Origin of the sequence: Kaistella sp. SH40-3 (assembly GCF_030686865.1) — a bacterium.
Taxonomy (GTDB): Bacteria; Bacteroidota; Bacteroidia; order Flavobacteriales; family Weeksellaceae; genus Kaistella.
In genome coordinates this window covers 250,492-276,859 of the sequence record NZ_JAQYUS010000004.1, presented here as the reverse complement: position 1 = coordinate 276,859, position 26,368 = coordinate 250,492, and the positions used below count along the sequence as shown (strand labels likewise).

25 protein-coding genes are annotated in these 26,368 nt (G+C 35.0%); 8 read left to right on the top strand and 17 right to left on the bottom strand.

Annotation, left to right across the window (positions count from 1 at the left end; all coding sequences use genetic code 11):
• The first annotated feature begins 52 nt into the window (after positions 1–52).
• The 3 genes from PUH65_RS08850 to PUH65_RS08840 are packed head-to-tail and all read left to right on the top strand — an operon-like array spanning position 53 to position 1,799.
• Positions 53–667: an NAD(P)H-dependent oxidoreductase gene (locus tag PUH65_RS08850; RefSeq protein ID WP_305519618.1), complete on the top strand. Its 615-nt coding sequence runs from the start codon at positions 53–55 to the stop codon at positions 665–667.
• On the top strand, positions 664–951 hold the full coding sequence (locus PUH65_RS08845) for a putative quinol monooxygenase (protein ID WP_305519616.1): 288 nt from the start codon (positions 664–666) through the stop codon (positions 949–951). The genes PUH65_RS08850 and PUH65_RS08845 overlap by 4 nt, the downstream gene beginning before the upstream one ends.
• Before the next feature lie 11 nt (positions 952–962).
• Complete coding sequence (locus PUH65_RS08840) at positions 963–1,799, top strand: aldo/keto reductase (protein WP_305519615.1); 837 nt, start codon at positions 963–965, stop codon at positions 1,797–1,799.
• A 456-nt stretch (positions 1,800–2,255) separates the two neighbouring features.
• Here PUH65_RS08840 and PUH65_RS08835 read toward each other — a convergent pair whose 3' ends face one another.
• Positions 2,256–3,023: an SDR family oxidoreductase gene (locus tag PUH65_RS08835; RefSeq protein ID WP_305519614.1), complete on the bottom strand. Its 768-nt coding sequence runs from the start codon at positions 3,021–3,023 to the stop codon at positions 2,256–2,258.
• A 437-nt stretch (positions 3,024–3,460) separates the two neighbouring features.
• Between PUH65_RS08835 and PUH65_RS08830 the strand changes: the two genes are divergently transcribed.
• A complete protein-coding gene (locus PUH65_RS08830) occupies positions 3,461–3,868 on the top strand; it encodes a helix-turn-helix domain-containing protein (protein WP_305519613.1) in 408 nt (135 codons plus the stop codon).
• 60 nt (positions 3,869–3,928) lie between these two features.
• The gene (locus PUH65_RS08825; RefSeq protein WP_370692029.1) at positions 3,929–4,261 is read left to right on the top strand and encodes a multidrug efflux SMR transporter; all 333 of its coding nucleotides are present in this window, start codon (positions 3,929–3,931) and stop codon (positions 4,259–4,261) included.
• Between the two features lie 626 nt (positions 4,262–4,887).
• On the opposite strand, the gene PUH65_RS08820 is transcribed toward PUH65_RS08825, so the two are convergent.
• The 5 genes from PUH65_RS08820 to PUH65_RS08800 form a co-directional block, all read right to left on the bottom strand.
• Complete coding sequence (locus PUH65_RS08820) at positions 4,888–5,730, bottom strand: prephenate dehydrogenase (RefSeq protein WP_305519612.1); 843 nt, start codon at positions 5,728–5,730, stop codon at positions 4,888–4,890.
• Between the two features lie 112 nt (positions 5,731–5,842).
• Positions 5,843–6,214, bottom strand: a complete 372-nt coding sequence (locus PUH65_RS08815) for a hypothetical protein (protein WP_305519611.1) — start codon at positions 6,212–6,214, stop codon at positions 5,843–5,845.
• Positions 6,215–7,408, bottom strand: a complete 1,194-nt coding sequence (locus PUH65_RS08810; protein WP_305519610.1) for an alanine dehydrogenase — start codon at positions 7,406–7,408, stop codon at positions 6,215–6,217.
• An 82-nt stretch (positions 7,409–7,490) separates the two neighbouring features.
• Complete coding sequence (gene tsaE, locus PUH65_RS08805) at positions 7,491–7,898, bottom strand: tRNA (adenosine(37)-N6)-threonylcarbamoyltransferase complex ATPase subunit type 1 TsaE (RefSeq protein ID WP_305519609.1); 408 nt, start codon at positions 7,896–7,898, stop codon at positions 7,491–7,493.
• A 2-nt stretch (positions 7,899–7,900) separates the two neighbouring features.
• A complete protein-coding gene (locus PUH65_RS08800; RefSeq protein WP_305519603.1) occupies positions 7,901–8,902 on the bottom strand; it encodes an isoaspartyl peptidase/L-asparaginase family protein in 1,002 nt (333 codons plus the stop codon).
• A 234-nt stretch (positions 8,903–9,136) separates the two neighbouring features.
• Between PUH65_RS08800 and dnaG the strand changes: the two genes are divergently transcribed.
• Together dnaG and clpP are read left to right on the top strand one after the other, a co-directional pair.
• Positions 9,137–11,113, top strand: a complete 1,977-nt coding sequence (gene dnaG, locus PUH65_RS08795; protein WP_305519602.1) for a DNA primase — start codon at positions 9,137–9,139, stop codon at positions 11,111–11,113.
• 24 nt (positions 11,114–11,137) lie between these two features.
• On the top strand, positions 11,138–11,824 hold the full coding sequence (gene clpP / locus PUH65_RS08790; protein ID WP_305519601.1) for an ATP-dependent Clp endopeptidase proteolytic subunit ClpP: 687 nt from the start codon (positions 11,138–11,140) through the stop codon (positions 11,822–11,824).
• Between the two features lie 78 nt (positions 11,825–11,902).
• Here clpP and tpiA read toward each other — a convergent pair whose 3' ends face one another.
• The 4 genes from tpiA to PUH65_RS08770 are packed head-to-tail and all read right to left on the bottom strand — an operon-like array spanning position 11,903 to position 14,734.
• Positions 11,903–12,664, bottom strand: a complete 762-nt coding sequence (gene tpiA / locus PUH65_RS08785; protein WP_305519600.1) for a triose-phosphate isomerase — start codon at positions 12,662–12,664, stop codon at positions 11,903–11,905.
• A gap of 18 nt (positions 12,665–12,682) precedes the next feature.
• Entirely contained in the window at positions 12,683–13,045 is a 363-nt protein-coding gene (locus PUH65_RS08780) for a TerB family tellurite resistance protein (RefSeq protein WP_305519599.1), read from the bottom strand.
• 6 nt (positions 13,046–13,051) lie between these two features.
• Positions 13,052–14,143 carry a BT_3928 family protein gene (locus tag PUH65_RS08775; protein ID WP_305519598.1) on the bottom strand — a complete coding sequence of 364 codons (1,092 nt, stop codon included), beginning with the start codon at positions 14,141–14,143 and terminating at the stop codon, positions 13,052–13,054.
• A 24-nt stretch (positions 14,144–14,167) separates the two neighbouring features.
• Positions 14,168–14,734, bottom strand: a complete 567-nt coding sequence (locus PUH65_RS08770) for a DUF1599 domain-containing protein (RefSeq protein ID WP_305519596.1) — start codon at positions 14,732–14,734, stop codon at positions 14,168–14,170.
• Between the two features lie 81 nt (positions 14,735–14,815).
• Between PUH65_RS08770 and folP the strand changes: the two genes are divergently transcribed.
• Complete coding sequence (gene folP, locus PUH65_RS08765) at positions 14,816–15,673, top strand: dihydropteroate synthase (protein WP_305519595.1); 858 nt, start codon at positions 14,816–14,818, stop codon at positions 15,671–15,673.
• A 109-nt stretch (positions 15,674–15,782) separates the two neighbouring features.
• Here the strand turns inward: folP and PUH65_RS08760 are convergent, their stop codons facing one another.
• The 7 genes from PUH65_RS08760 to PUH65_RS08730 all read right to left on the bottom strand — a co-directional run bounded on the left by PUH65_RS08760 (position 15,783) and on the right by PUH65_RS08730 (position 26,279).
• A complete protein-coding gene (locus PUH65_RS08760) occupies positions 15,783–16,019 on the bottom strand; it encodes a hypothetical protein (RefSeq protein ID WP_305519594.1) in 237 nt (78 codons plus the stop codon).
• A gap of 2 nt (positions 16,020–16,021) precedes the next feature.
• Positions 16,022–18,460: a DUF5686 family protein gene (locus PUH65_RS08755; protein WP_305519593.1), complete on the bottom strand. Its 2,439-nt coding sequence runs from the start codon at positions 18,458–18,460 to the stop codon at positions 16,022–16,024.
• Between the two features lie 72 nt (positions 18,461–18,532).
• Positions 18,533–20,623, bottom strand: coding sequence for an ATP-dependent DNA helicase RecG (recG, locus tag PUH65_RS08750; protein ID WP_305519592.1), 2,091 nt, complete (start codon positions 20,621–20,623; stop codon positions 18,533–18,535).
• Between the two features lie 107 nt (positions 20,624–20,730).
• On the bottom strand, positions 20,731–21,264 hold the full coding sequence (locus PUH65_RS08745; protein ID WP_305519590.1) for a thioredoxin fold domain-containing protein: 534 nt from the start codon (positions 21,262–21,264) through the stop codon (positions 20,731–20,733).
• Between the two features lie 37 nt (positions 21,265–21,301).
• Positions 21,302–22,813 (bottom strand): peptide MFS transporter, encoded by a 1,512-nt coding sequence (locus PUH65_RS08740; protein ID WP_305519589.1) that lies wholly within the window; start codon positions 22,811–22,813, stop codon positions 21,302–21,304.
• Between the two features lie 151 nt (positions 22,814–22,964).
• The gene (locus PUH65_RS08735; RefSeq protein WP_305519588.1) at positions 22,965–24,461 is read right to left on the bottom strand and encodes a peptide MFS transporter; all 1,497 of its coding nucleotides are present in this window, start codon (positions 24,459–24,461) and stop codon (positions 22,965–22,967) included.
• 135 nt (positions 24,462–24,596) lie between these two features.
• Positions 24,597–26,279, bottom strand: coding sequence for a peptide MFS transporter (locus PUH65_RS08730; RefSeq protein WP_305519587.1), 1,683 nt, complete (start codon positions 26,277–26,279; stop codon positions 24,597–24,599).
• Positions 26,280–26,368 lie beyond the last annotated feature (89 nt).

The following is a 26,368-nucleotide window of genomic DNA, read 5'->3' as shown; positions in this document are numbered from 1 at the left end:
TATGATGGTTTTATTCGACCTAATTTTGCCCTGTAATTAGAAAGAAACAAAAATGAAAAATGTATTTATAATTAATGGAGGGCAAAAATTCGGTCATTCTGGTGGAGCATTTAATAAAACTGTGACAAGTTGGACACAAGATTTTTTAACAGAAAACGGATTTGAAGTACGTGTTACAGACATCGACAGCGAATTTATTCCTATTGATGAAGTTGAAAATTTTAAATGGGCAGATATAATTATTTACAACACGCCTATTTGGTGGTTTCAAGTACCTAATCGACTGAAAAAATATATTGATGAAGTGTTTTCTGCCGGACATAATAATGGCATTTATAAAAATGATGGCCGCTCGCGTAAAAATCCAGCAATCAATTATGGTACTGGCGGATTGATGCACGGAAAAAAATATATGGTCAATACCACCTGGAATGCTCCAGACACTGCTTTCACATTACACGGAGAATTTTTTAATGAAACCTCGGTAGATGATGGTGTTTTGTTTGGGTTTCACAGAATGAATGCTTTTACCGGAATGGAAAAAATGCAGGGATTCCACTTTCACGATTTGGAAAAAAACGCCACTTTAGAAAGAGTAGAGAATTACCGAAATGAATACCTAGAACATCTTAGCACAATTTTTAAAACTGAGAAACAATTGATATGAAAATTTATCTAACAGCCATCATCAAAATAAAGCCAGCGCATTTTAATGAAGTAAAATCGATTTTGGATAATATGGTTAAGCAAACCCGAAAAGAAACAGCCTGCTTACAATACGATATACATCAAGGCATTGACGACAAAAATATTTTTGTTTTCTACGAAATATGGGAAAATCAACAAGGTTTAGATCACCATAACGCGCAACCTTACATCAAAGAATTCGGGGATATTGTTAAAGAAAAATTACAGGAATTACCGCAAATTATTAAAACAACATTAATTTAAAATTAGAATATATGGAAACATTCACATTATATAACGGAATAAAAATTCCTTCATTAGGATACGGAACCTTTAAAACCGAAGAAAATGTAACTGCAAAAGTAGTTCAGGAAGCAATTGAATTAGGTTACAGACATATTGATGCAGCGGCAATTTATGGTAACGAAAAAGAAGTGGGACAAGGGATAAAAAATAGCGGTATCAACCGAGAAGCGCTTTTTGTAACCGGTAAACTTTGGAATGAGCATCGTGGTTATGAAAGTACTTTGAAGGCTTTTCAAAAAACACTTGATGATTTGCAACTCGATTATTTGGATTTGTATTTAATCCATTGGCCAGCGAATGCAAAACAGTTTGCCAATTGGCAAGAATTGAACAATGAAACCTGGCGTGCTTTTGAAAAATTATATGCAGACGGCAAAGTGAAAAGTATTGGTGTCAGTAATTTTTTGAAGCATCATTTAGAAAGTCTTTTTGAATTTGCCACCGTAAAACCAATGGTAAATCAGATAGAAATACATCCTGGGCATCAGCAACAAGATTTGGCAAAATACAGCCAATCTCTGGGAATGGTTGTTGAATCTTGGGGTTCGCTCGGACAGGCTCGTTTACTGGATAACCCTGTGTTAAAATCGATTGGTGAAAAATACAAAAAATCGGCTGCACAAGTTTGTTTACGTTGGCTCTTGCAGCGAGATATTCTTCCGTTAGCAAAATCGATTACACAAAGTAGAATGCAGCAAAATTTTAATGTTTTTGATTTCACCCTTTCCAAAGAAGATATGGAGGCTATCAGCATCCTTCCCGAACAAGGATTTTCGGAACTCAATCCTGATGAAGTAGAATTTTAAAGCAAAAGAAAAATAGTATAGTCAAAAATTTAAGTTTAGGGATGGTAATATCAATAATTGTTCTAGTGGCAAATACACAAACCTTGTCAATCGATGCGGCAGATAACTTGTTGTAAATTGCCTCATGCTCCAAAGGATGAAATTAAAGACCCTAATTTAATAAGCCTGAATTGCTCTTACAACAAAACATTCCCTCGGGCACTTCCTGTTAATGAAAATTTACCTGCCTACAGACACCTTATTTTTTTTAATAAACAATAAATTTTTAAAAAAAATGGGACAAAAACTTAATAAAAAGTTTTTGTCCCATAAAGGTTGTCAGAAGATATCTAATTTAAACCAGTGGGAATCTGAACTGACTGAAATTGCATTTTAAAAATTTTGAAAGAATGAAAATTAAAAATCAGAGTGGCAAAGAAAAATATTAATTTATTATCTGTAATATATTTCTCACCATTATTTTAATCCCTTATTATTTTTTGGTGGGTTTAGTATTTTATGGCCCAAAGATGGCGACAAGCGGTGCAGGTAATAAACCAGTTTTGTGATGCCCATTCTCATGGTGTATTTATTTTTTCTCAAACCAGAAATAAGTCCTTTAACTAAATCTTCTGATGACATTTTGCTTACACCTTCAAATCCTTCTGTCATTCCTGTAGCAACAACAGGCGGTAATAATTCGAATACTTTTACATTACTGTTGATCATTTTTAAATGTTCACGTAACGAAACGGTGTAAAAACGAACCGCAGCTTTTGAAGCGCAATAAGTAGGAGAACCGTTTAGAGGTACATAACTTAAAAATGAAGAAACATTGATTATTGCGGCTTCTTTTCTTGATTTCAACATCTCCATAAATAAATTATTTGTACGGATAATGCCCAAATAATTGATATTGATTTCAGCTTCTGCATTTTGGAAATGTTGCTCACTGGGAATACCATAATTACTTGCCGAGGTCATAATTCCAGCATTATTGTATAGAATATCGATGCCTCCCAGTTTTTCAATTTGGTCAAATAATGATTTTCCATCTTCGGATTTGGACGAATCACTTTGTATAACCGTAATTGACGGATATCTTTTCTTTGCAGCATCTAATTTATCCTGATTTCTCCCTGTTACGATTACTTTGCAACCTGCTTCTAAAAACTGTTTAGCAGCCTCTAATCCCATTCCAGCAGTTCCGCCAGTAATTAATATTGTTTTGTTTTTTAATTCCATTTTTTTGTTTTTTTAAATTGATCAATTAATTATGTCCAAGGATTTAAAACTACTTTCCCAAATGATTTTATACTTTCTGTAAAACGATGGACTTTGGCTGTTTCGGATAGAGGTAAAACAGCCCTTTTATTTAAAGGGTTAGGAACTTTTAAATCCTAAGCATCAATCAAAAGGAAGTTTACAATTTTACGGACTCAAATAAATCATTCGACCAAAAGAGGCTAATGTTTTTAATGCTTGTTAAGTGACCTCACCACATGCCATTTCTAGCACAATGTGAAAGAATTTACCATTTGTCAACTTTTTTACTTTTCCTAAATAACCTTTTTCTGGGTGGTCTTTTCATTGATGATTGAAATTTTATCACTAAATTGCTTGCATATTGCAAGTGCAAATATATAACAACACTTTTAAAATGCAAGTAATAATTTCAAATAATGGAAAAAACAAAGAAAAGGTCTGAATGTCCGGTTAGTAATTCGCTTGATATTTTTGGTGATAAGTGGTCTTTATTGATTATTAGAGATATGATGTTTTCTCAAAAATCAACTTATGGAGAATTTTTAAAATCAGGAGAGGGAATAGCGACTAATATTTTAGCATCGAGACTTCAAAGTTTGGAAGACAGCAAACTTATTGAAAAATTAGAACACCCAGAAAGTAAAGCAAAAGTGCTATATAAACTTACTCAAAAAGGAATAGATTTATTACCAATTATTTTGGAAATTCATTTGTGGGCAGAAAAACATCTTAACATTCCTGCAGATATAGCAACAATGCTAAAAGAGGTAAAAAAGGACAAAGACGGATTTATAAAATCATTCATAAAACAATTAAAAAAATAATAACAGCAGAAAAAAGTAGCAGTTAAAAATCTAACGCAAATTTCAATACAAACTATTACAATGAAAAACTATCTATTTCTTGCAGGTGCAATTATTTTCGAAACAATAGGAACATCATTCTTAAAGAAAACCGAACACTTCAGTAAACCATTGCCTACACTGATTTTTATTATGGCAATGATGACTTCTTTTTATTTATTAACACTTGCATTAAAAGGAATTCCGATAGGCGTTGCTTATGCTATTTGGTCTGCAGTTGGCATTGTATTAATCTCCTTAGTAGGTTATTTTGTTTACAAACAAAGTTTAGATTTTCCAGCAATATTAGGAATTGCTTTTATCATACTAGGAGTGGTAATTATCAATTTTTTTTCAAAATCAAATGTTCATTGATTGAATGAAAATAGTGAAATTGAAAAAAGCATTGGGCATAACTTGCGTAAGCAAAAAACATTGTCTCTATAAGGAGTTTTGCGTAGTGGCAGATTTAATACTAAAATTGAACATTCCGAATTTTAATCAATATTTGTACTGAATTGATAATTTACGCATCGGATTTCGTCCCAGAACAACCCTCCAAAATAATAGCAGAAAGTGCATTCAAAATTCCGTTAAAAAGTAAGGTTCTAAAATGAAGAAAAAATTTATAATTATATTTATATTACAAAATCTTCTAGAGTTTTAAAAAAATAAAACTTCTACCAAAGTAATAATTTCGACCTCAAAAAGATATATTCCAAACGCAAGAAGAAATAACACATCCACAAAGAAGGTTATAACACCCGCAAAGAAAATTCTACAACACTCAAGGATGATTATAGCGTCCGCAGAAAGGAGTATAGCCTTCACAAAGTAGATTATACCATCATCCAGGAGGATTATAGTAGCCGAAAAGAAGATTACATCAACCTCAAGAATGGTTGTGGCATCCGATGTCCCGGATTTGTAATCCGTGACGATCCGCCGATCCACCCTCGCTCCCGCACGAATACTTTCGTGTGGTTTTCAACTTTTAACTTCTACCTAAGAATACCCCTAATCTTATTGGCATTCCGGATCAACTCTTCCAAATAGTCGTAATTATCTTTTTCCAACGCAGATTTAAATTTACGAAGTTGGGTGATATGTTCATTCAAAACATCCAGCACATTTTCTTTATTCTGACGGAAAATCGGAACCCACATTTCAGGATGAGATTTCGCCAAACGAACCGTACTCGAAAAACCAGAACTCGCCAATTGGAAAATAGTATCTTCTTCCCGTTCCTTTTCTAGAACGGTATTTGCAAGCGCATAAGAAGTGATATGGGAAATATGAGAGATATAAGCAGTGTGAACATCGTGACCTTCTGCATCCATATACAACAGATTCATTTCTAAATGTTCCGCAACTTGCTCAACCATTTTCAGAGCATCTGACGCAGAATCATCTTTGTCACAAATAACGCCCGCTCTTCCTGTAAAACTATCTGAGATCGCCGATTTTGGCCCAGAATTCTCTGTTCCCCACATCGGGTGAAAAGCCACGAAACGGTTTCTGTTTTGATGCGTATTTGCGACGTGAACAATTCCGGCTTTCGTAGAGCCAACATCCATTACGGTTTGCTTTTCATTAACCAAATCTAAAACAGTTGGCAATAATTTTCTGGCCGAATCAACTGGAATTGCCAGGATAATTAAATCAGAATTTTGTACGGCATATTCTAGTGAAGAACCTTCATCAATGATCCCTAATTCTTTTGCATCAGTTAGATGCTGCTCATTTCGATCAACGCCATAAACGTAATCTATAAAATGTTTTTCACGTAATTTTAAGGCAATTGACCCACCAATTAAACCAGTACCGATGATGGTTAACTTCATATGAAGATGTTTGTTTTTTTAAACGTTATGTGGTCTCGCTAAACTTAATTTGTGATTGTTTACCACGTTCGTTAATAGCGATTTCATAACGATTGAATTCTAAAGAAAGGAATTAGCGTAATTTTTTAAGACTTTGGAAATTCGATGTTTCCGCACATTTTTCATATCCAATTTCGTATCGAGGATTTTTCTTCGGATAAATCAATACATAACTCGGACAAGGTTTTTTCTGAGCATCGCTATTTTCGAAATCAATAGATCCTTTGGTAATAATACTGTCTTTTAAAAATTTTTCGTCGATTTTCCAAAGTTCCATTTCCTTTTTAAATTGATCGGAATAGGTAAAATCTTTTGATAAAGTTTCTGCAATTACTCGTGAATTAGGAAGATAACCACTGCAACTCGCTCCTTTTTTGTTGAGGATAAAAAACACGAGAATAAGTCCGGGAATTAAGCCCAGTAAGAAGAATTTTATTTTTCTCATTTAAAAAATTAAAAGGTTGATATCGTGGTAAGTAAGATCGAAACGGTCACAAATTATTTTTTTTGTGTGACGACCCTTGTACATATAAAGCGATTGCTTCATTTCATTTTTGTGAACGAGCATGTTTTCAAAACCTCCTTCTTCATCGTAATTTAACAGATAAGAAAGGAAGAAATTCGAAATCGCTTTTGTTGTCGTACGCGGCATTTTCGAGGTTAAGTTGGGTAAACCACAATGAATCACGCCGTGCTTAATGATATACGGATTTTCCATATCGGTCAATTCCGACGTTTCAATCATTTTTCTATTGTCAATCGTAACGTCGATAATTACACTGCCTTTTTTCATACCGATCACCATTTCTTCAGTGATGATGGGAGTAGTACTTAATTTTGCAAGCGCACCGATAACGACATCGGCTCTTTTCAGACTTTTCGCCAATTCTTTCGGATCAATGATTGAAGTAGGAACGCGTCCATCAACCATCATGTGTAAACGACGAAGTTTTGATAAAGAATTGTCGAATACTTTTACCGTCGCTCCTAAGCCTAAAGCCGCTTTAGTCGCAAATTCACCTACAATTCCGGCACCAATAATCACCACTTCTGTAGGTCTAACACCAGTGATTCCACCTAACATTAACCCATTAGAAAGCGCTAATAATTCAGCGGCATACAGAATAGAAATATTTCCTGCAATTTCGCCGATTAATCGAACTAATGATAATTGTTTGTATTCATCAGCAATGAATTCAAAAGCGATGGCATTTATTTTTTTCTCTGCGAGTTTTTTAAAATATTCTTTATCGCGCAAATTGATTTGTAAAGCTGAAACCAGATAGGTGTTCATTTTTAACAATTCAATTTCTTCCGTAGTCGGCGGATTAATTTTTAAAACCAGATCCTGTTGAAAAGCTTCTAGTGGATTTTGAGTAATTATTGCTCCGGATTCAGAATACTGTAAATCGGTAAAAAAAGAGCCTTCTCCAGCACCGGATTCTACGATGATATGATGACCATTCGCCACTAAAACCTGCACTGCATCTGGTGTAATACAAGTCCTGCGTTCATTCAAACAGGTTTCTTTTGGAACGCCAATGCTAAACTGTTTTCCTTTTTTTACGATTTCTAGTTTTTCTTCCTGTGGAAGTAAGTCTTGTTCGGAAAATGGTGTAAAAACGTGGGTATGACTCATTTTATAAGGTTTGATAAAGGCGACTCATTCAACTGAATCAGCACGCAAAGATACGATGATTTGATTATTAATTCAGTACAATTTAATGGAAGTTAATGACGCGGTAGTCACCCTCATTTTCAATCGTCATTTCATGATGTGGAAAATGGGCTAGTTCGACTTCGTAGACTTCTGGCCATTCGATGATGCATAAAAAAGCATTATCTAAGTATTCGTGAATTCCAATATCTTCCACTTCATCCGCAGACTTCATGCGATACAAATCGAAATGAAATACATTTCCTTTTGGTGTATCATATTCATTTACAATCGCATAAGTAGGAGAGGAAACTTCATCTTGGCTGCCTAAATTCTTCAACAGAAACTGGCTGAACGTTGTTTTTCCAGCACCAAGGTTTCCTTTTAATAGCAAAATATTGTGTTGAAGTTGAGGCAGAATTTTGTCAATGACCGTTTGCCAGTCTTCCAGTTTATTAATTTTGAATTCCATGTTTATTTATAAATTTCAATAAATATTTCGCCTTGATCGGTAATTGCACCACGGTACATTCCTGCAGTGTTAAAAGGCATTGCGATATTTCCGTCTTTATCCAAAGCGATCAAACCGCCATCGCCACCCATTTTTTCAATTTCATCAATGGTTTCCTGAGTTGCAGTTTTCATATCTTTATTTTGATATTCCATTTTTGCAGCAATCGTTCTTGCAGCCGTGGCTCGAATGAAATATTCGCCCCAACCTGTGGCAGAAATTCCGACTTGAGAATTGGCATAAGTTCCAGCACCAATAATTGGAGCGTCTCCAATTCTGCCATATTTTTTGTTCGTCATTCCACCTGTGGAAGTTCCGGCGGTAATATTTCCGCTTTTGTCTAATGCCACTGCACCAACAGTTCCGAATTTCTGATCTATTTCGTACGATTCTGGCAAAGTATTTTGCGAGACTTTTTTAGTTGTATTTAATGCTTTTTGTTTCAATTTTTGCAAACCATCCCAGCGTTCTTTGGTCCAGAAATAAGAAGGTTCTACAATTTCTAAATTTTGCTCTTTGGCAAACTGTTCTGCGCCAACTCCCGATAACATTACATGTTCTGATTTTTGCATCACTGCAATCGCAGTTTTAATAGGATTCTTGATGGTGTGAACTCCCGCAATCGCGCCAGCTGATTTGTCCTTGCCATACATAATAGAAGCATCGAGTTCATTTTTTCCATCAGCGGTGAAAACGGCTCCTTTTCCCGCATTGAATAAGGGCGAATCTTCCATGATCATAATGGACGCAGCAACCGCATCAATTGAAGTATTGCCTTTCTGAATTTCTGCGTAACCGGCTTTAAGGGCTTCTGTCAATTTTGTTTGATAAGCGCTTTCTTTTTCAGCCGTCATGCTTGATTTAAGAATGGTTCCGGCACCACCGTGAATCACAAGAACGTATTTTTTTTGTGCCGTTATCATCAGTGAAAAAGTGACGATGGAAGCGAGTAGGAGTTTTTTCATAATCAATGGAAATGTTCGTCAAATTTATTGAATTTTTTTGGAGGCGCGAGCGAAGCGAGCGTCGAAAAGTTTTTTTGCAGAGATAATTTTGGAATTGAGATTCAGATATTTTAATTCGTACTCTGAAATCTTCCATTACATTTCTAGATTCTTTTTACTTTTTACTTGGTTCTTCCTTTTAGGATACGCCCAAAATAATAGGAAAAAGAAAAACTTATTCCTTATTTTTACCAAATGATTTCTAAGCAAACAATTGACAAGATATTTTCTGCCGTTCGGGTAGAGGAAATCATCGGTGAATACGTACAACTCAAAAGGGCAGGCTCCAATTATAAAGGTCTCAGTCCCTTCCACGACGAAAAATCGCCGAGTTTTGTTGTCTCGCCAAGCAAGCAGATCTGGAAAGATTTTTCCTCCGGAAAAGGAGGAACTGCTATTTCTTTTCTAATGGAAATTGAAAATTTCACTTATCCTGAAGCACTTAAACATGCGGCCAAAAAGTATGGAATTGAAATTGAAGAAGATTTACGAGAACTAACAGAAGCGCAGAAGCAGGCACAAACCGATAAAGAATTACTCTATAAAATTCATGAGATTGCTAACGATTTTTTCCAGGATCAACTGTTTGAAACGGAAGAAGGAAAGACGATCGCTTATTCTTATTTTAAAGAGCGTGAACTTCGGGACGATATAATTAAAAAATTCCAGTTGGGATATTCGCCGGAACAGCGAAATGCTTTTACAGAATTTGCTTTGAATAAAGGATATTCCAAAGAGATTTTAGAAAAATCAGGACTTTCTATTTTTCCAGAAAATGCGCCGAATGGAATCGACCGTTTTCGGGAAAGAGTTTTATTTCCGATTCATAGTTTTTCGGGAAGGGTTTTAGGTTTTGGAGCAAGGATTCTTAAGAACAATATAAAAACTGCGAAATATCTGAACTCTCCTGAAACGGAAATTTATCATAAATCGAGCGTTCTTTATGGATTAAGTCAAGGAAAGCAAGCGATTTCTAAAAATAATCTGTGCCTTTTGGTAGAAGGTTATATGGATGTCATCGCGCTTCATCAAAGTGGAATTGAAAACGTTGTCGCCAGTTCAGGAACGGCTTTAACGGTTGATCAAATTAAACTGATTAAGCGTTTGACAGAAAACGTAACCATTCTTTTTGATGGCGACCCAGCCGGAATTAAAGCGAGTTTTAGAAGCATCGATTTATTGCTCGCCGAGGAAATGAATATTCGGATTCTCCTTTTTCCTGACGGCGATGATCCGGATTCTTTCTCCAGAAAACATCCACAACACTATGTGGAAGATTTTATTAAAACTCAGGCGAAAGATTTTATCGATTTCAAAGCCGAGATTTTATTGAAAGAAGCCGGCGATGACCCGATTAAAAAAGCAGAATCGATTCGGGATATCGTAAAGTCCGTGGCATTTGTTAAAAATGCTTTGAAACAGGAGGTTTATCTGAAAGAAGTCGCCACAAAATTTGGACTTTCTGAGCAATCACTTTTCAATGAACTGAATGTTCAGAAACAAATTCAAAACAAACAGTTTTCTCCGCAACAAAGACCAGAGCCACAAGAAAGGCCGAAAATGGAAATTGTGCCGCCAACTTCAATATCTGTAAATCCATTGCTGGAGTTAGAGGAAAAACTGGTGAAACATATGCTTAACTTTGGTGATCGGGTTTTAGAAAAGTCAGATGCCGATAATCAGCCGTTTAAAATTACCGTGATTGAAGAAATCATCAGTCACTTTAATGAAGATAATTATGAGGCTCAATCGCCTATTAATAAGAAAATAATTGAAGAATTAAAAAACGGATTGGCCAATAATGAAATTATTCAAAGTAATTTTTTCTTAACTTTAATGGATGAAACGATTGTTTCTAAAGTTTCTAACGCAATTCTTGAAGATGATGACTTAAGCGACTGGGAAAAAAGTAATATTTTCCCTCCGAAACCCGGTGATAAATTAGAAGCCGAAATTGAAGATGATATTCTGATTCATAAAAGTCATTTTATTGAAAAGTTAATTTATGATATCGTCAAAAAGTTAGATTCAGTAAGAGATGAAAATCCTGAAGAATATTATGAATCAGTGAAAAGGATTATGATTTTAAAGAACCTCTTGAATGAAATTAATTTGAAATTAAACCGGCAACTGACAAAAGGGCACAGTTTTTTTAGGGAACAGAAATTGTAAATTATAAAACGAAAAAAATAAATAATGGATATTAAAAAAGATTTCAGAGATTTCTCTGTAAAACATTTAGGAAACAGCGGATTGGCGACTGATCAGTATATGGGAATGTATGGACCAACCAATCTAACTCCGTATATTATGGAAGAAAGACGATTGAACGTTACACAAATGGACGTTTTTTCGCGTTTGATGATGGATCGTATTATTTTCTTGGGAACCGGAATCGATGACCAAGTGGCGAATATCATCACGGCTCAGTTGCTTTTCTTAGAAAGTTCTGATGCGTCAAAAGACATTCAAATTTACATCAACTCTCCTGGTGGAAGTGTTTATGCAGGTTTGGGAATTTATGACACGATGCAGATCATCAAGCCAGATGTTGCCACAATCTGTACCGGAATCGCTGCCTCAATGGGTGCTGTTCTTTTGGTTGCAGGTGAAAAAGGAAAACGTTCTGCCTTGAAACATTCAAGAGTTATGATTCACCAGCCGAGTGGTGGTGCGCAAGGTGTTGCATCTGACATGGAAATTAACTTACGTGAAATGTTGAAATTGAAGAAAGAATTGTACGATATCATTTCAGAACATTCCGGACAAACTTACGAGTGGGTTGAGAAAGCGTCTGACAGAGATTATTGGATGACCTCTTCTGAAGCGAAAGATTTCGGAATGGTTGATGAAGTTTTAGAAAGAAAAAAAGAAAAAAAATAACTTTTCTTTAAAGATAAGATAAAAACAAAAATGCGTCTCAATTTTGAGACGCATTTTTTATGATTGAAATCGAATTTCTTAAGAATTAAATCCTTCGATAATTTTACCAAAGTCTTCTACTTTCAAAGCCGCACCCCCGATTAAACCACCGTCGATATCTGGTTGAGAGAAAATTTCTTTCGCGTTATCAGGTTTTACAGAACCACCATATAAAATCGAAATTTCGTTAGCAACTTCTTGACCGTATTTAGCAGCGGTTATACTTCTGATGTGTGCATGAATTTCCTGCGCTTGTGCAGGAGAAGCCGTTTCACCCGTTCCAATTGCCCAAACGGGTTCGTAAGCAATCACGACTTTTTTAATTTCTTCTGCAGTTAAATTGAAAAGTGCAACTTCAGTTTGGTTTTTTACCACTTCTAAATGTTGACCAGATTTTCTTTGCTCCAAAGTTTCCCCGTTACAATAAATAGGTGTTAAGCCTTTATCTAAAGCCAATTTTACTTTTACGCTACAGTGAGAATCGGTTTCACCGTGGTATTGTCTTCTTTCAGAATGACCAATAATTGCTCCGGTTGCGTGAATCGATTCGAGCATATCTGCCGAAATTTCTCCTGTGTAAGCACCATATTCATGCTCGCTCATGTCTTGTGCAAAAACCCCGATTTCATTATGTGCAAAAACATCTTTTGCCATCATTAAATACATTGATGGTGGCGCAATCCAGACTTCACAATTGGTTGCATTATTCTTTTTGTATTCTAATAATTGAAACATTAACTGTTGTGCTTCAATTACATTTTTATTCATCTTCCAGTTTCCTGCAACGATATTCTTTCTCATGGTCAAATATTTATTTAATTAATCGAGTTTCCAAATGTTTTTCAAAAGTTGATAGAACATATGTTCACGTTCCGTCACTTCTTCATCAGCTTTTATTAAGGTCTTAGCAAACTTTATAAAAGATTTTCTTTCTTTTTCAGTAGAATCATCTAAAAAGCAATGTGCATGAAATTCAAAGTGATCTTTCCACTCTTCGGCTTGTAAAAGTGCAATTGCATCAAGTTCATTATCCAAATTCATTTTAAAAGGAAATTCCTCCGCAAGATATTGCTGAATAAGCATTCCTTCTTCGGGTGAAAATTCACCATCAACGGCTGAAAGAATCATTAGTAAATGATATCCTGCGATTGATTTGTTGGATTTTTGTTGGTTTTGATTCATTATCGTTTAATTTTTTTGTTTAATATAATCTTCTGCAGATCGTTTATCCACAATTTTTCCTTTTTCTAAAGTAAGCACAAAAGGATTACTTCTCGCAATGGTTTTAATTGCAGTTCCGTCCATCATTGCATTATTAATGGTTTTAAAAGTATTCGGGTCGGTAGAAACTCCCAAAACTAAAGCTTTTTTTTGTTGACTTAATTTTGCTTCTGCCTGGGCTAAAATATTGATGTTTGCATTTTTAGGATCGTAAGAGAAAATTAGAATTGCTTTTGGTGCTTTCAAGATTTCGTCTGTCAAATCAGCGCCTTCTGCGGTTTCTGGTTTAAACTTCGCAATCTCCGAAGCATAACCTTGTTTAATTAGTTTCGAAGTTGTTTTACCTTCCTCAATAATCCATGGCGAACCTTCTTCCCAATATTTTTTTTCGTTCACATAATCATCCTGATTTACCTCTTTAACTTCGCCTGTTTTTTCATTTTTAATGGAATAAAAACTTTTAAATTCAGAGGGATCTTTTTCTATTTTTTGTTTCTCAGCATTTAAATCTGTTCCGATTTTATAATCTCTAAAGTCGATTACCGGTTCGTGCGTAATTCCCCAATTGATAACGAAAACCATGGACAGGAAAGCAAATGCAGATAGATATTTTTTAAACTTGGTTTTTTCTTCTGGCTCATTAAAGTCATTTCGGTAAAGGAAATAAACCAGTAATAAACCGAACAATAAGATAATATCTTTCCAGAAACTTTGCCACGGTTCCATTTTCAAAGCATCTCCAAAACAGCCACAATCGGTGACGACATTAAAATAGGCCGAATAAAAAGTGAGAAATGCAAAGAATACACACAAGGCAATAAGCATTGAAAGTGTAAATTTTAACTGAGTTTTAATTAACAAGAAAAAACCAAAAACCAATTCAAAAACTACGACAATCACCGCTAAAATGATCGCTTGTTTTTCTAGGAAAGGAATGTTGAAAACTGCCGGTGAAAAATATTCCTCTAATTTGAAAGAGAATCCAACAACATCTACGGCTTTTACAAATCCCGAAACGATAAAAATAAATCCAATCAGGATTCTTAAAATTGCTTTCATAAAATATTGTTTCAAATTAAAATTCTATATTATTTTTGGCTTAAATACTGCTTTTTCCTCAGAAAATTTAATCAGACAAAAAACCGCATAATTCAGCATATCGAAATAATTAGCATCAATTCCTTCTGAAACCAAAGTTGCTCCGGCGTTGTCTTCTATTTGTTTGGTTCTCAGTACTTTCTGGTAAATTAAATCGGTGATTGAAGAAATTCGCATTTCTCGCCAGGCTTCTCCATAATCGTGATTTTTTTTGAGCATTAACTCTTTTGCTTCGTGAACAAATTTGTCGTACAACTCCAGAATTTCATTTCTGTCCTGTTTGAAATCATCTGCAAAACCTTTCTCCAACTGAATTAATCCAATGATAGAGTAATTCACAATGGCGATAAAATTCTCTTCTTCCGATTCGCCAACTTTGGAAATTCCCGTTGTTTGAAAATTTCTTAAACTTTTAACTTTAATAAAGATTTGATCTGTTAATGAAGAAGTTCGTAAAACACGGAAAGAAGCACCGTAATCACTCAGTTTGTTACTGAATAATTCCCTGCAGACTTTGATTACTTCGTCGAACTGTTTTGATGTTTTTTGCATATGATTTCTAAACTTTTCAAAGATAAGAATTTCGTTTGAGAGTTGTCTGTTGATAGTTGTCAGAAATTGTATTTTTGTGAAATGAATGCTGATATTTCTAAAAAGCCGTTTTTTAATTTTAAAACCATGAATTGTCGTGGTCGGTTAATCGATTTGTCGAAACCTCAAATCATGGGCATTCTGAATGTTACGCCGGATTCCTTTTCAGATGGAGGACAATTTAATAATGAAATTGATGCTCTTCTTCAGGTTGAGAAAATGATCAGTGAAGGAGCCGCAATCATCGATATCGGTGCGCAATCAACCCGGCCAAATGCTCAACTGCTTTCTTCACAGGAAGAAATTTTGAGAATTGGAACTCTAATTTCAAACCTTAAAAAAGAATTTCCGGAGATTCTAATTTCTATAGATACTTTTTATTCTGAAACGGTCAAGTTTGGTTTCGATGAAGGAATCGATTTGGTGAATGATATTTCAGGTGGGATGTTTGATGAAAAAATGTTCGAAACCGTTGCTAAAACTGGACTTCCTTATATTTTAATGCACATTAATTCCACTTATGAATCGATGCATGAAAAGTTAATTCAAGACGATATTATCTTGAATATGAGTTATTATTTTTCGGAAAAAATTCAACAATTAAGAAGTCTCGGAATTAAAGATATTATTCTCGATCCTGGTTTTGGGTTTGGAAAAACAGTGAAGCAGCAACATCAAATGATTGATGAACTCGATGCAATTAGTTTTGGTGAATATCCTTTACTTATCGGTATTTCCCGAAAATCTTTTATCTATAAACCCTTAGGCAAATCACCTTTAGATATTAAGGAAGAAACTCAGAAACTTCATTTAAAAGTTCTGGAGAAAGGTGCGAAAGTTCTGCGTGCTCACGATGTTTCGGCAACTAAGAAAACGATTGATTTATTTTTAGGAAAGTGATTCAATCTTTATTTTTTAACCGCAAAATATGTAAAAGACAACTTTGAAATCTTTTGACTGGCTTTCTAAAACTGAACTTTTAAGTCTTTTGCTGTAAAAAAACCAAAGACTAGTTCAATCCAGATAATTTTTCAGCGTATTCTTCTGCAAATTTTTTCCGGTCGTCATTCAATTTGTCTAAATTATCGGGTAAAAAATAATTAAAAAGAATTTTTTCGTCATCGTCTAAAAAGATGATTTCCTTTTCTTCACCATCAATCATCTGGGCGAAAATTTCCCACATTGAAGTATCTTTTGCTTTTAACAATTCAAAAAAAGAACTTGCTTTAATCTGTATGTTTTTCATTTCTAAAATCCTAAAAAATTGAGTTTTAACTGAATGGCGAAATTTTCTTTAAACGTCGAAGTTGCATAATAACCAACACGATAGAAGAATCCAAGATTGAATGGGCTTCCCAAAAAGTTATTGGCTTCTAAACCAATTTCCTGATAAAAGTGATTCAGTTTCTCGAACTCGAAATCATGAATTGCTGTGTTTTTCATATCACCCGTAATTCCACGATAAACCATATCAAAACTGGAAATTTTCTTGCCGAATGTGCTGAAATAAAATGGAACTCGGTGTGTTAAATAATAACCTACAAATTTGTCATTATAATATTTTCCACCTTCCATCGTCGCAAAACCGAGGTAAGAAGTAAGGTTGAAATTCAAAGAACTTCCGCCGTTTCCTAAACCGTTAATCGCATACTGATGCCAGATTGGAGCGTTTCCTGTCACTAAACCAGTATACAAACGAACGCCCGTAACACCGATTTTTGTTTTGAAACTATGCTGAACTAAAAAGTCAAATCTGCTGAAATCGAAGTCGCCGCCAAAAGTTTTTAAACCTTGCTCATAATTGAAATAGAACTCCGGATAATTCTGTTCGTAAGTCAGTTTTCCTGAAGGTGTCATCATACTTTTTGAATTCGGCGAATATTTCAACGTTAACTGAGTTGCAAAGTTTTCAAAACTGTTTCCCAGATTGTTATAATTATAATCAAATTTTGCTTCCTCCTGATCTCTTTTCGCCGAAACTCTTAAAGTCAAAGCATTTGATAAATCATTTTCATAAGAAACCTTAAAACCTTCAAAATGGTAAAATCGGTCGTTGTTTAAGTCAACACCGGAATTGTTTATTTTCATTTTAAAGTTCCAGAGATTTTCATTAAATCGCCCGGCTGCATCGACATCATTATAATACTCTGCACGAAAATAGGAAGTCTTTTTTAAAGTTGTTTTAAAGTCAATTCCAGCGCCGTATTTCCAGCCAGAATCTTTAAATCCATAGGCAATATACGCATCTGGAGAAATGTACTTGTTAAATTTCTCATTCATTTTAACCCCGATACCTAGGCGGAATCCTTCGTATTGATTGTATTTTAGCAGTTGAAGTGCATCGAAATCTACATTTCCAACCCGAATTTTTCCTTTGAGAAAACCGGTTAAAACATTCAGTTTTTGATCCAGATTATATTTTTTTCCCACACTGTCAATTTTGGTGTAAGTCATTCTCTCACGCGTGGTTAGCGAATCCGTTCTGTATTTTTCAAGAATATCACCATCGGAATTTTCCACCGACATTGAATAGCCGGAAAAATCTTTTTTGTTTTCGTCAATAGAAGTTTTAAAATCGAAATAATCAGCCATTACAAAAACGTAGTTCCCAAATTTTTGTTTTAATTTTTCGTCTGAATCATCTTTTTTCTTGTCGGATTTCTTTTCATCAAAAACGGTTGAACCCATTTTTATTTTAAAGTTCTCTTTAAGTAAAAACCATTTGTTGTCAATTGGTTTCCAAATACTTGTGATGGAGCCTTCACTTTTTTTCTTACTGTTACTTTCGATTTTTTTCAGACCATAGGTCGCCGCGTCGACGTACAGATATCCGTTGAATTTTCTTCTTTGAATTGGATTTTTATAATCTGCCTGTCGAAACCGAATTACATAATTTTTTCTACCGTCAATATCAATACTGTCTGTTAAAAAGTAACGATAAAGTGTTCGGTTTTCCTCCTGGATTTCTTTCGGAATTTTATTTCTGTTAGAACGCAACGCCAACATTTCATATACCGGTTGCTTCAAACCAGCAACACGATTATCTAAAATATTCACTTTTTCACCATATTTTTTTGAGTATAAAAATTCAGAGGCTCTTTCCCAAAGGAATAATTTACTCGTCGTCATTAACTTCATCACGTTCAAATTTTCTAGTGAATCTTTCTTTTTCTCGGCAGACTGTACTGCTGTAGAAACCAGTTTCAAAGAATCCAAACGATGCATTAGATATTGATTGTACTGTTTAATGCTGTCCTCATCAAAGTCAAACGATATTTTTTCGTATGATTTAAAGGAATAAGAATCTAAACTATGTGGAGAATTATTTTTAAAATTATCATTTACCTTTTGTAAAATAGCCAAAGCCCGAGGATCACTTTTATCAGCGATAATTATTGCTTCAATCGATTGTGTTTTCGGATCGATTTTAGAAAGTCCTATTTCCATAATTTTATCAACTACGGCTTCGTCCTCATAAAAGCCATTGGCTTTTATGTCAACTCTTTTACATTTTGTTTTAAAGGTTAAAGTTCCTTCATTATTTGTTTTTCCTAAAGTTTTCCCTTTACAGAAAACCGATGCATTTGGAATCGGCGATCTTTCACCAGTTTTTAAAACTGTTATTTTAGATTGGCCCAAGAAGAAAAGACTTAAAAATAAGAAGAGAATTGAAATGTGTTTTTTCATAGAAAACAAAAGTATTCAAAATATTTAAAACCTAACGCAAATAAGGCATTGTGGAATGTTAAAGTTTTGTACTTAGGAAATTCGGCTCCATTTATTTTTTCCTTTGTATTGTTTGGCGTAATAGGTTCGCAATTCAAAATTAACGGGATGTTCCAGATGCGGATCGTTTTCGAGTAATTTTTCAACGGTTGATTTTGCGACTTTAATGATTTTTCCGTCTGCAATTAAATCCAATTTTTTAAAATCAACGACACCACTTTGTTGGGTTCCCAGAATATCGCCGGGACCTCGAAGTTTCATATCAACTTCAGAAATTTTAAAACCATCATTTGTTTCGACCATGGTTCTCATACGAGTGCGGCTGTCACTCGAAAGTTTGTCTGAAGTGACCAGAATGCAATAACTCTGTTCCGCACCACGACCAACTCTTCCACGAAGTTGATGGAGTTGTGACAGACCAAACCGTTCCGCACTTTCAATAATCATTACAGATGCATTCGGAACATTTACGCCGACTTCAATTACCGTAGTAGCAACCATAATATGGGCTTTTCCTGAAGCGAAATATTGCATCGCTTCTTCTTTTTCAGCGGGTTTCATTCTGCCATGAAGCATTGTAACATTAAAGCCTTCATAAAATTCCAGTATGTGATCGAAATTCTCCAGTAAATTTTTGTAATCTAAAGTTTCAGATTCTTCAATTAAAGGATAAACGAAATAGATCTGTCGGCCTTTTTCAATCTCATCTTTAGCAAATCGGAAAATCGATAATCGGTCTTTTTCGCGTCGGTGAGCCGTGATGATTGGTTTTCTTCCAACCGGTAATTCATCGATGACAGAAACATCTAAATCGCTGTAGAAACTCATCGCTAAGGTTCTTGGAATTGGCGTTGCCGTCATCACGAGAATGTGTGGAGCGATTTTATTTTTTGCCCATAATTTCGCACGCTGAGCAACGCCAAATCGATGCTGTTCATCAATAATAGCCAATCCTAAATTTTTGAACTGTACGATATCTTCTAAAACTGCGTGCGTTCCTATTAAAATTGAAAGTTCACCAGTAAGAAGTTCCTTATGAATAATTTTTCTGTCCGAAGTTTTGGTAGAACCCGTTAACAATCTGACTTTGATATCTGTTTTTTCTAAAAGTTCCTGAATCGAATTAAAATGCTGTTGCGCCAAGATTTCAGTTGGCGCCATCAGACAACTCTGAAAATTGTTGTCGAGCGCAATTAACATTGAAAGAAGCGCGACCATTGTTTTTCCTGAACCTACATCGCCTTGAAGAAGTCGATTCATCTGAATCGGCTTTTTCATATCGGTTCGGATTTCCTTTAAAACTCTTTTCTGCGCATTGGTCAATTCAAACAGAATATAATTGTTGTAAAACTGATTGAAATTTTCACCGATTTTAGGAAAAGGATTTCCGATAACGGTGGCTTTATGATGCTGTTTTTTTAAACCATAACCTAACTGAAAGAAAAAGGCTTCTTCAAATTTGACTCGATTGTCGGCATGTTGAAAATGGATCAAATCTTTCGGAAAATGAATATTGTACAAAGCCGGAACTCTTCCGATTAAATTTAAACTTTTCAGTAAAGATTCGGGAAGATTTTCAGAAACTAAATTGGGTAGGTTTTTAACAATTTCAGCAGTTACCGTTTGAAAAAACTTATTGTTCAATCCCCGTTTCGAGAGTTTTTCGCTTCCAGGATAAATGGGCAAAAGTGTTCCAGATAAGGCCTTCTTTTCATCAATTTCAATTTCCGGATGTGGCATTGAAAAGAGGCCATTGAACTCATTAATTTTACCGAAGACGAAAATTTCCTGATTTAAAGGAATCTGTTCTTTCATCCATTTAGAATACCGAAACCAAACCAATTCCAGTGTTCCGGAATCATCCCGAAATTTAGCGGTTAATCTCTTTTGCCCTTTTCCGTAAGCAACTTCCTGAATGTCGGTTATTCTTCCTTTTAACTGAATTTCAGCCTCAAGGTCTGCTTTTAAATTTCCAATTTTATGAACGATACTTTTATCGATATACCGTAAAGGGTAGAAGGTTAGAAAATCTTCAACGGTCGTAAACCCTAAAACATTTTTAATGAATTTGGCACGTTCGGGACCGATTCCCTTTAAAAATTCGATGGAAGTTTCTAAAGTCAAGTTGTGAAGTTATTGCTTGTTTGTAGTTCAGGAGCGAATTTCGTTAAAATTAAAAAGACTTCCAAAATATAGTTGAAAGTCTTGAGTTTATTAATCTAAAGAACGATTTAATCTTTAATGCTGTATTTAAATTTCTTGCGATAATTTTCCCATTGCTCTCGGGAATTTATTTTTTTGAATTCGTTATTAACAACAAAAGGCATGTAAGGTTCTAATTCTTTCGCCGTTAAAGCACCTTGTAAAATCGTGATTGGATTTGCATTTTCATCTAAAAAAACGATGGAAGGAATTGCATTCACATTCATATATTTAGTGAAATCATGCATTGAATTTTTTGTCTTTCCCTCTACAAAACCTTCATTGGTAAAGGTTCTGCCAAATAAATTTAGACTTTCTTTCCTTTCTGCATTAAATTTTACGGGATAATAATTTTCATTCAAATACTTAGATATGATAGGATGATTGTAAGTGTTTTTATCCATCACTTTGCACGGAGCACACCAATCGGTATAAAAATCGATTAGTATTTTTTTGGGAACCGTTTTCTGTGCTTTAATCGCATCTTCCAAAGTCATCCAGTTCACTTGAGCAGAAGCCAAGAATATGGACAGGAATGCGAATATAAGGGCAAATTTCTTCATCTTAGGCTTGATTGCTAAATTTATACCAAATTGAACATTATCTCACTTCCTGCATTAATTTTTTAACTAAAGGTGAAATCAATATTAAGATAACTCCCGCTATCACAGCATATAAACCTAAATCTTTGTAGCCAGAAGTATAGGCTTGTAGTTTTTCTATATTAGAAGCGCTTTCACGTGCTGTTGCCATATTTGCGCCAATTAGTCCTGCTACATATTGTCCGTAAGCAGAAGCCAAAAACCACATTCCCATCATCATTCCCTGTAATTTCTGGGTAGAAAGTTTAGTCATAATTGACAGACCAATAGGAGAGAGGCACATTTCACCAAGCGTAATAATAAACAGTGCGATGGTGAATAAACTTAATGAAGTAATACCGGCTGCATTTGCGAAAAATTTGGTCGCATAAATTGCGTAGAATCCTAAGCCCAGGAATAGAAAACCCAAACCGAATTTAATAATGGTATTCGGCTCTAATTTCTTTTTACTCAGCCAGATCCAGAGCAAACCGATTGGTACAGCAACTAATAAAATAAAAAAAGCACCACCAGAATTATTAACACCATTGGGATCTAAACCAAGCAAATCATTATTTAAATTATGAGCGGCAAAGATACTTAGCGAACCTCCACTTTGTTCATAAATCCCCCAAAATATGATGGAGAATAAGATGAATATTAATGCGGCAAAAAGTTTATTTCTTTCTTGTTTATTAACTTTAGACATTTCATAGAGTAAATAAATCAATGTTAGCGGACCAACAATGTACATGAAATAATCTGTATACTCAGTTTTAGCAACCATTACCATAATCATTGGAATAAAAACAAGTGATAAAGCATAAACGCCATATTCTTTCCATTTTTCCATGGCTATTTCTTGGCCATCTTTCAGAACCTTCACTGGTTGAAGTCCGATTGGACCTAGGCTTCTTTGAGTAAAAACAAAATTAACCAGACTGATGATCATTACGAGGGCTGCTAAACCGAAAGCGACGTTCCAGTGAAGTCCTTCCGGGATCAAGTGAGAAAGCAATTCGCCTTTTCCGATAGCGATACAAAGGTACCCACCGAGCAAAGCGCCTAAATTAATTCCGGCATAAAAAAGGGAAAACCCCGCATCGGTACGGTTGTCGCCTTTTTTGTAAAGTTTACCGACCATGGTAGAAATATTTGGTTTAAAGAATCCAGTTCCTACAACGGTAAAAGAAATTCCGAGAAAGAAATAATCGTGTGGGTTTGTGGCTAAAATCATACTTCCAAGAATCATTAAAAACCCTCCCCAAAATAATGATTTCCGGAATCCCAAAATTTTATCTGCGAACAAACCACCCACAAAAGTAAAAGCATATACAAAAGCCTGGGTTGCACCGTACTGTAAATTGGCTTCTTTTTCAGCTAGATTCAACTGTGAAATCATAAAGAAAACGAGCATTCCGCGCATTCCGTAGAAACAAAAACGTTCCCACATTTCCGAGAAAAAGAGTGACCAGATTTGTTTAGGATATTTTCCTTTGAAATCCTGAATTTGTTCCAGAGTTAGGTTCATAAGTAATGAGTCATTTGTAATTAGAGTTGGTGAACAACCATTTATAGGAAATCTTTAATCAAGATATTCGCTGTTCATAAATTTTGGACAAACGAAAATAGAAAAAACCACCGAGTTATCGATGGTTTTTGTGATTTTATTTAATATTCTATTAATGAATACCTTTCATAAATTTATTTAATATAGGCGAAAGAAGAAGTAAGCATACTCCCGAAGTCAACATTAAATAAGTAATAAATGGATACAAAGCGAAATCATAAGTAGTTAAGATTTGCTCTAAAGTTGCTGCAAGGTAATTACCTAAAGCCAAACTCGCCATCCAAACTCCCATCATAATTGAGGTAATATTACTTGGGGAAAGTTTGGTCACCATGGATAGCCCAATAGGTGATAACATCAATTCTCCTATCGTTAAAAGGGTATATACAACCACTAACCACATAGGACTAACAATATTGCCCGCATCTGCACCATTTTGTGCTTGGGTCATAATAAAAAAAGCGATTGCACCTATGAACATTGCCATTGCAAATTTGACAGGCGTTCGCGGATTCATTTTTTTTGCAGCTAATTTCACCCATAAGATTGAAAATAAAGGCGCCATTGTTACAATTACAATTGGATTAATATTTTGGAACCACGTGGTAGGAATTTCAAATCCCCATACAACTCTGTCTGTATTCTCTTGCGCAAAAAGATTAAATGTTCCACCCGCTTGTTCAAAGCCTGCCCAGAAAACAATATTAAAAAATGCCAATATTAAGATTACAAAAACTCTCGTCCATTCTGTAGATCCTGTTGTTCCTTTAAAAATGGAAGTTCCGATAAATCCAACTCCGCCTATTCCTAAGATCCACACCAAAATGGTATGAATGGTTTCGGAGCTGTTATTCCATATAAACATTACTAAGAAAACGAAAGCAACAATCCCAATGGTGTAAAGAAATACATCGATCCAGTCTTTTCTTACCAAATCAGTTAGACCTTTCTCTTTATAAGTTGGTGGAAGTCCTTTATCTCCCAAAGTTCCTCTTCGTGCATAAAACCATAAAATACCAAAAAGCATTCCTATAGCTGCTACGAAATAACCGTAAGGCCAACCTACCTTTTCACCCAAAGTACCCGCTACAAAAGGAGAAAGAAACGCACCAATATTAATTCCCATATAGAAAATAGTAAATGCACCGTCTTTTCTAGGATCATCATTGTCATATAAATCACCCACGATGGTTGATATATTTGGTTTAAAGAATCCATTTCCTAAAATTAAAACACCTAAACCTAGGTAGAACAAGTTTTTTCTTGTCTCAAGATCTGGAAATAATTCAAAAGAAGATCCAGCAGCTAACATAAACTGACCAATCGCCATTACCAGCCCACCAATTATAATTGATTTTCTTTGGCCCAAGATTTTATCTGCAAACCAACCCCCTAAAATAGGAGTAAGGTACACTAAAGCAGTAAAAACACCGTAAACTGATAATGATTCGGCACGATCTAGCCCAAAACCTCCAGTCGCTAGTTCAGCGGTTAGAAAAATTGTAAGTAAGGCACGCATTCCATAATAGGAAAATCGTTCCCACATTTCAGTAAAGAACAAGGTGTATAATCCTTTAGGATGTCCTTGTTGCGGCTGTGTAGTCTCCATTTTTTTTAATTGTTATTTTTCGATTAGGGAACAAATATAGTTTTTTTTTCTTTTTGTGAAGAATGATATTCTGTAATTAAATGAGAAAAGTGCTGAATGATACAGCACTTTTACCTTTGTTTTTTATTGAAGCGATTAATTAATCCCTCTTTCTTTCATGATTTTATTAAGTCTCTTTAAAATCGATAGACCTAAAATGGTTGCTATAAGCAGTAAACCAAAGTTGACAATAAAGAAATATGCCTTATTATCATATTCATACCAAAAACTCGCTAAAACTCCAGACAGTTTATTTCCGATTGAAGTTGAAAGGAAGAATCCTCCCATCATTAATGCTGTAATTCTGGGTGGTGAAAGTTTTGAAACCAACGATAATCCCATTGGCGATAAACATAATTCTCCCAAAGTAATTACCCCATAAGAGGCGATTAACCATATTGCAGAAACCTTTACCAATCCATTATTACCAGCGTAAACGGCACCAACCATTACCAAACACGATAAGGCGGAGATAAACAAGCCAAGAACAATTTTTGAAGGAGTGGTGGGTTCTTTGCCCTTTCTCCGAAGGAACATAAAGAATCCGACGACTACAGGAGTTAGTAAAATTACCCAAGCTGGATTAATTGATTGGAACAATTCAGTATTGTAAAGCGCAACTTCCTGCCAAGGATTTGCTTCGAGTTTTGCTCGCTCAGCATCCGAAATATTTCTAAAATAAATATCTAAACCTTGTTCTTTAATTGGTTTTCCACTTTCATCCTTTATCGTTCTGTACTGATCATCGTAAAGAGAAACCTCTTTGATTTGATAGGTTTTTCCTTGAACTCCGTCTTTTCCATCAATTAAATTAATTGCTCTTAATGGCTCTATTAACGGGGCTGGAATCGAACGGTCTGTATAATTATTTGCCCAACGGGTCAATGCTGTTCCATTCTGTTTGAATACAGCCCAAAACATTAAACTTACGGCGAAAATCGCAAGTAAAGCACCAATAGGTTTTTTATCTTCTGCATTTGCTTTCACGTAAAGCATTATGTAGAAGTAAATTACCGGAATACAAGCGAAGATAAAGGCATCTGTAGAATCGCTTCCAAAAATATTACCAGGCAGCATCCAACCTATTACTCCAGCGATGATTGCAGGTAAGAAAACCTTTAATAAAACATCTGAAATTTTAGTGTCTCCCTCTTGAGATGGCTTTAGAATATTAGCTTCTAAAATGTGTTTTCTACCCAATGTAAAGACGAAAAGTCCAATAAACATTCCGACACCTGCGGTCATGAATGCTGGTCCCCAACCGTATTTATTACGCATGAACGCGGCAATAATGTTACAAATAAACGCACCGATATTAATTCCCATATAGAAAATGTTATATCCTGCATCTTTATTGCCTTTATAGGGTTCTTCATTGTAAAGGTTTCCTAAAAGGGTAGAAATACTTGGTTTAAAGAAACCATTTCCTAAAATAACCAAGCCGAGAGAAGCATAAAAAAGTGGCAATTCTTTAAACAAACCAACACCTAAATATCCCAGTCCCATTAAGGCTCCACCAAGATAGATTGCTTTGATATAACCTAAAACTTTGTCCGCAAGGAAACCTCCCAGAAACGGAGTAAGATAAGTTAAGGCGATAAATGTTCCGAAGATATCGTCCGCATTTTTATCATTAAATGCAAGTCCGCCTTTTTCGCTATCGATCATGTAGAGCACGAAAATTCCGAGTATTAAATAATAACCGAATCGTTCCCACATTTCCGTAAAAAACAGATAGGGTAAACCCTTAGGGTGTTTGCTGGTTGTTTTTTGTTTCATTTTCAAATTTTAATGTTAGCAAATATATATTATTAAGATTAAAGATAAAAGCTCTCTTATGAGAGCTTTTATAGCTGTTTTAAACAGCA

Excerpts from the sequence above, each read along its gene's own strand:
- PUH65_RS08850 (WP_305519618.1), top strand. The coding sequence starts at position 53 with ATGAAAAATGTATTTATAATTAATGGAGGGCAAAAATTCGGTCATTCT.
- PUH65_RS08845 (WP_305519616.1), top strand. The coding sequence starts at position 664 with ATGAAAATTTATCTAACAGCCATCATCAAAATAAAGCCAGCGCATTTT.
- PUH65_RS08840 (WP_305519615.1), top strand. The coding sequence starts at position 963 with ATGGAAACATTCACATTATATAACGGAATAAAAATTCCTTCATTAGGA.
- PUH65_RS08835 (WP_305519614.1), bottom strand. The coding sequence starts at position 3,023 with ATGGAATTAAAAAACAAAACAATATTAATTACTGGCGGAACTGCTGGA.
- PUH65_RS08830 (WP_305519613.1), top strand. The coding sequence starts at position 3,461 with ATGGAAAAAACAAAGAAAAGGTCTGAATGTCCGGTTAGTAATTCGCTT.
- PUH65_RS08825 (WP_370692029.1), top strand. The coding sequence starts at position 3,929 with ATGAAAAACTATCTATTTCTTGCAGGTGCAATTATTTTCGAAACAATA.
- PUH65_RS08820 (WP_305519612.1), bottom strand. The coding sequence starts at position 5,730 with ATGAAGTTAACCATCATCGGTACTGGTTTAATTGGTGGGTCAATTGCC.
- PUH65_RS08815 (WP_305519611.1), bottom strand. The coding sequence starts at position 6,214 with ATGAGAAAAATAAAATTCTTCTTACTGGGCTTAATTCCCGGACTTATT.
- PUH65_RS08810 (WP_305519610.1), bottom strand. The coding sequence starts at position 7,408 with ATGAGTCATACCCACGTTTTTACACCATTTTCCGAACAAGACTTACTT.
- tsaE (WP_305519609.1), bottom strand. The coding sequence starts at position 7,898 with ATGGAATTCAAAATTAATAAACTGGAAGACTGGCAAACGGTCATTGAC.
- PUH65_RS08800 (WP_305519603.1), bottom strand. The coding sequence starts at position 8,902 with ATGAAAAAACTCCTACTCGCTTCCATCGTCACTTTTTCACTGATGATA.
- dnaG (WP_305519602.1), top strand. The coding sequence starts at position 9,137 with ATGATTTCTAAGCAAACAATTGACAAGATATTTTCTGCCGTTCGGGTA.
- clpP (WP_305519601.1), top strand. The coding sequence starts at position 11,138 with ATGGATATTAAAAAAGATTTCAGAGATTTCTCTGTAAAACATTTAGGA.
- tpiA (WP_305519600.1), bottom strand. The coding sequence starts at position 12,664 with ATGAGAAAGAATATCGTTGCAGGAAACTGGAAGATGAATAAAAATGTA.
- PUH65_RS08780 (WP_305519599.1), bottom strand. The coding sequence starts at position 13,045 with ATGAATCAAAACCAACAAAAATCCAACAAATCAATCGCAGGATATCAT.
- PUH65_RS08775 (WP_305519598.1), bottom strand. The coding sequence starts at position 14,143 with ATGAAAGCAATTTTAAGAATCCTGATTGGATTTATTTTTATCGTTTCG.
- PUH65_RS08770 (WP_305519596.1), bottom strand. The coding sequence starts at position 14,734 with ATGCAAAAAACATCAAAACAGTTCGACGAAGTAATCAAAGTCTGCAGG.
- folP (WP_305519595.1), top strand. The coding sequence starts at position 14,816 with ATGAATGCTGATATTTCTAAAAAGCCGTTTTTTAATTTTAAAACCATG.
- PUH65_RS08760 (WP_305519594.1), bottom strand. The coding sequence starts at position 16,019 with ATGAAAAACATACAGATTAAAGCAAGTTCTTTTTTTGAATTGTTAAAA.
- PUH65_RS08755 (WP_305519593.1), bottom strand. The coding sequence starts at position 18,460 with ATGAAAAAACACATTTCAATTCTCTTCTTATTTTTAAGTCTTTTCTTC.
- PUH65_RS08745 (WP_305519590.1), bottom strand. The coding sequence starts at position 21,264 with ATGAAGAAATTTGCCCTTATATTCGCATTCCTGTCCATATTCTTGGCT.
- PUH65_RS08740 (WP_305519589.1), bottom strand. The coding sequence starts at position 22,813 with ATGAACCTAACTCTGGAACAAATTCAGGATTTCAAAGGAAAATATCCT.
- PUH65_RS08735 (WP_305519588.1), bottom strand. The coding sequence starts at position 24,461 with ATGGAGACTACACAGCCGCAACAAGGACATCCTAAAGGATTATACACC.
- PUH65_RS08730 (WP_305519587.1), bottom strand. The coding sequence starts at position 26,279 with ATGAAACAAAAAACAACCAGCAAACACCCTAAGGGTTTACCCTATCTG.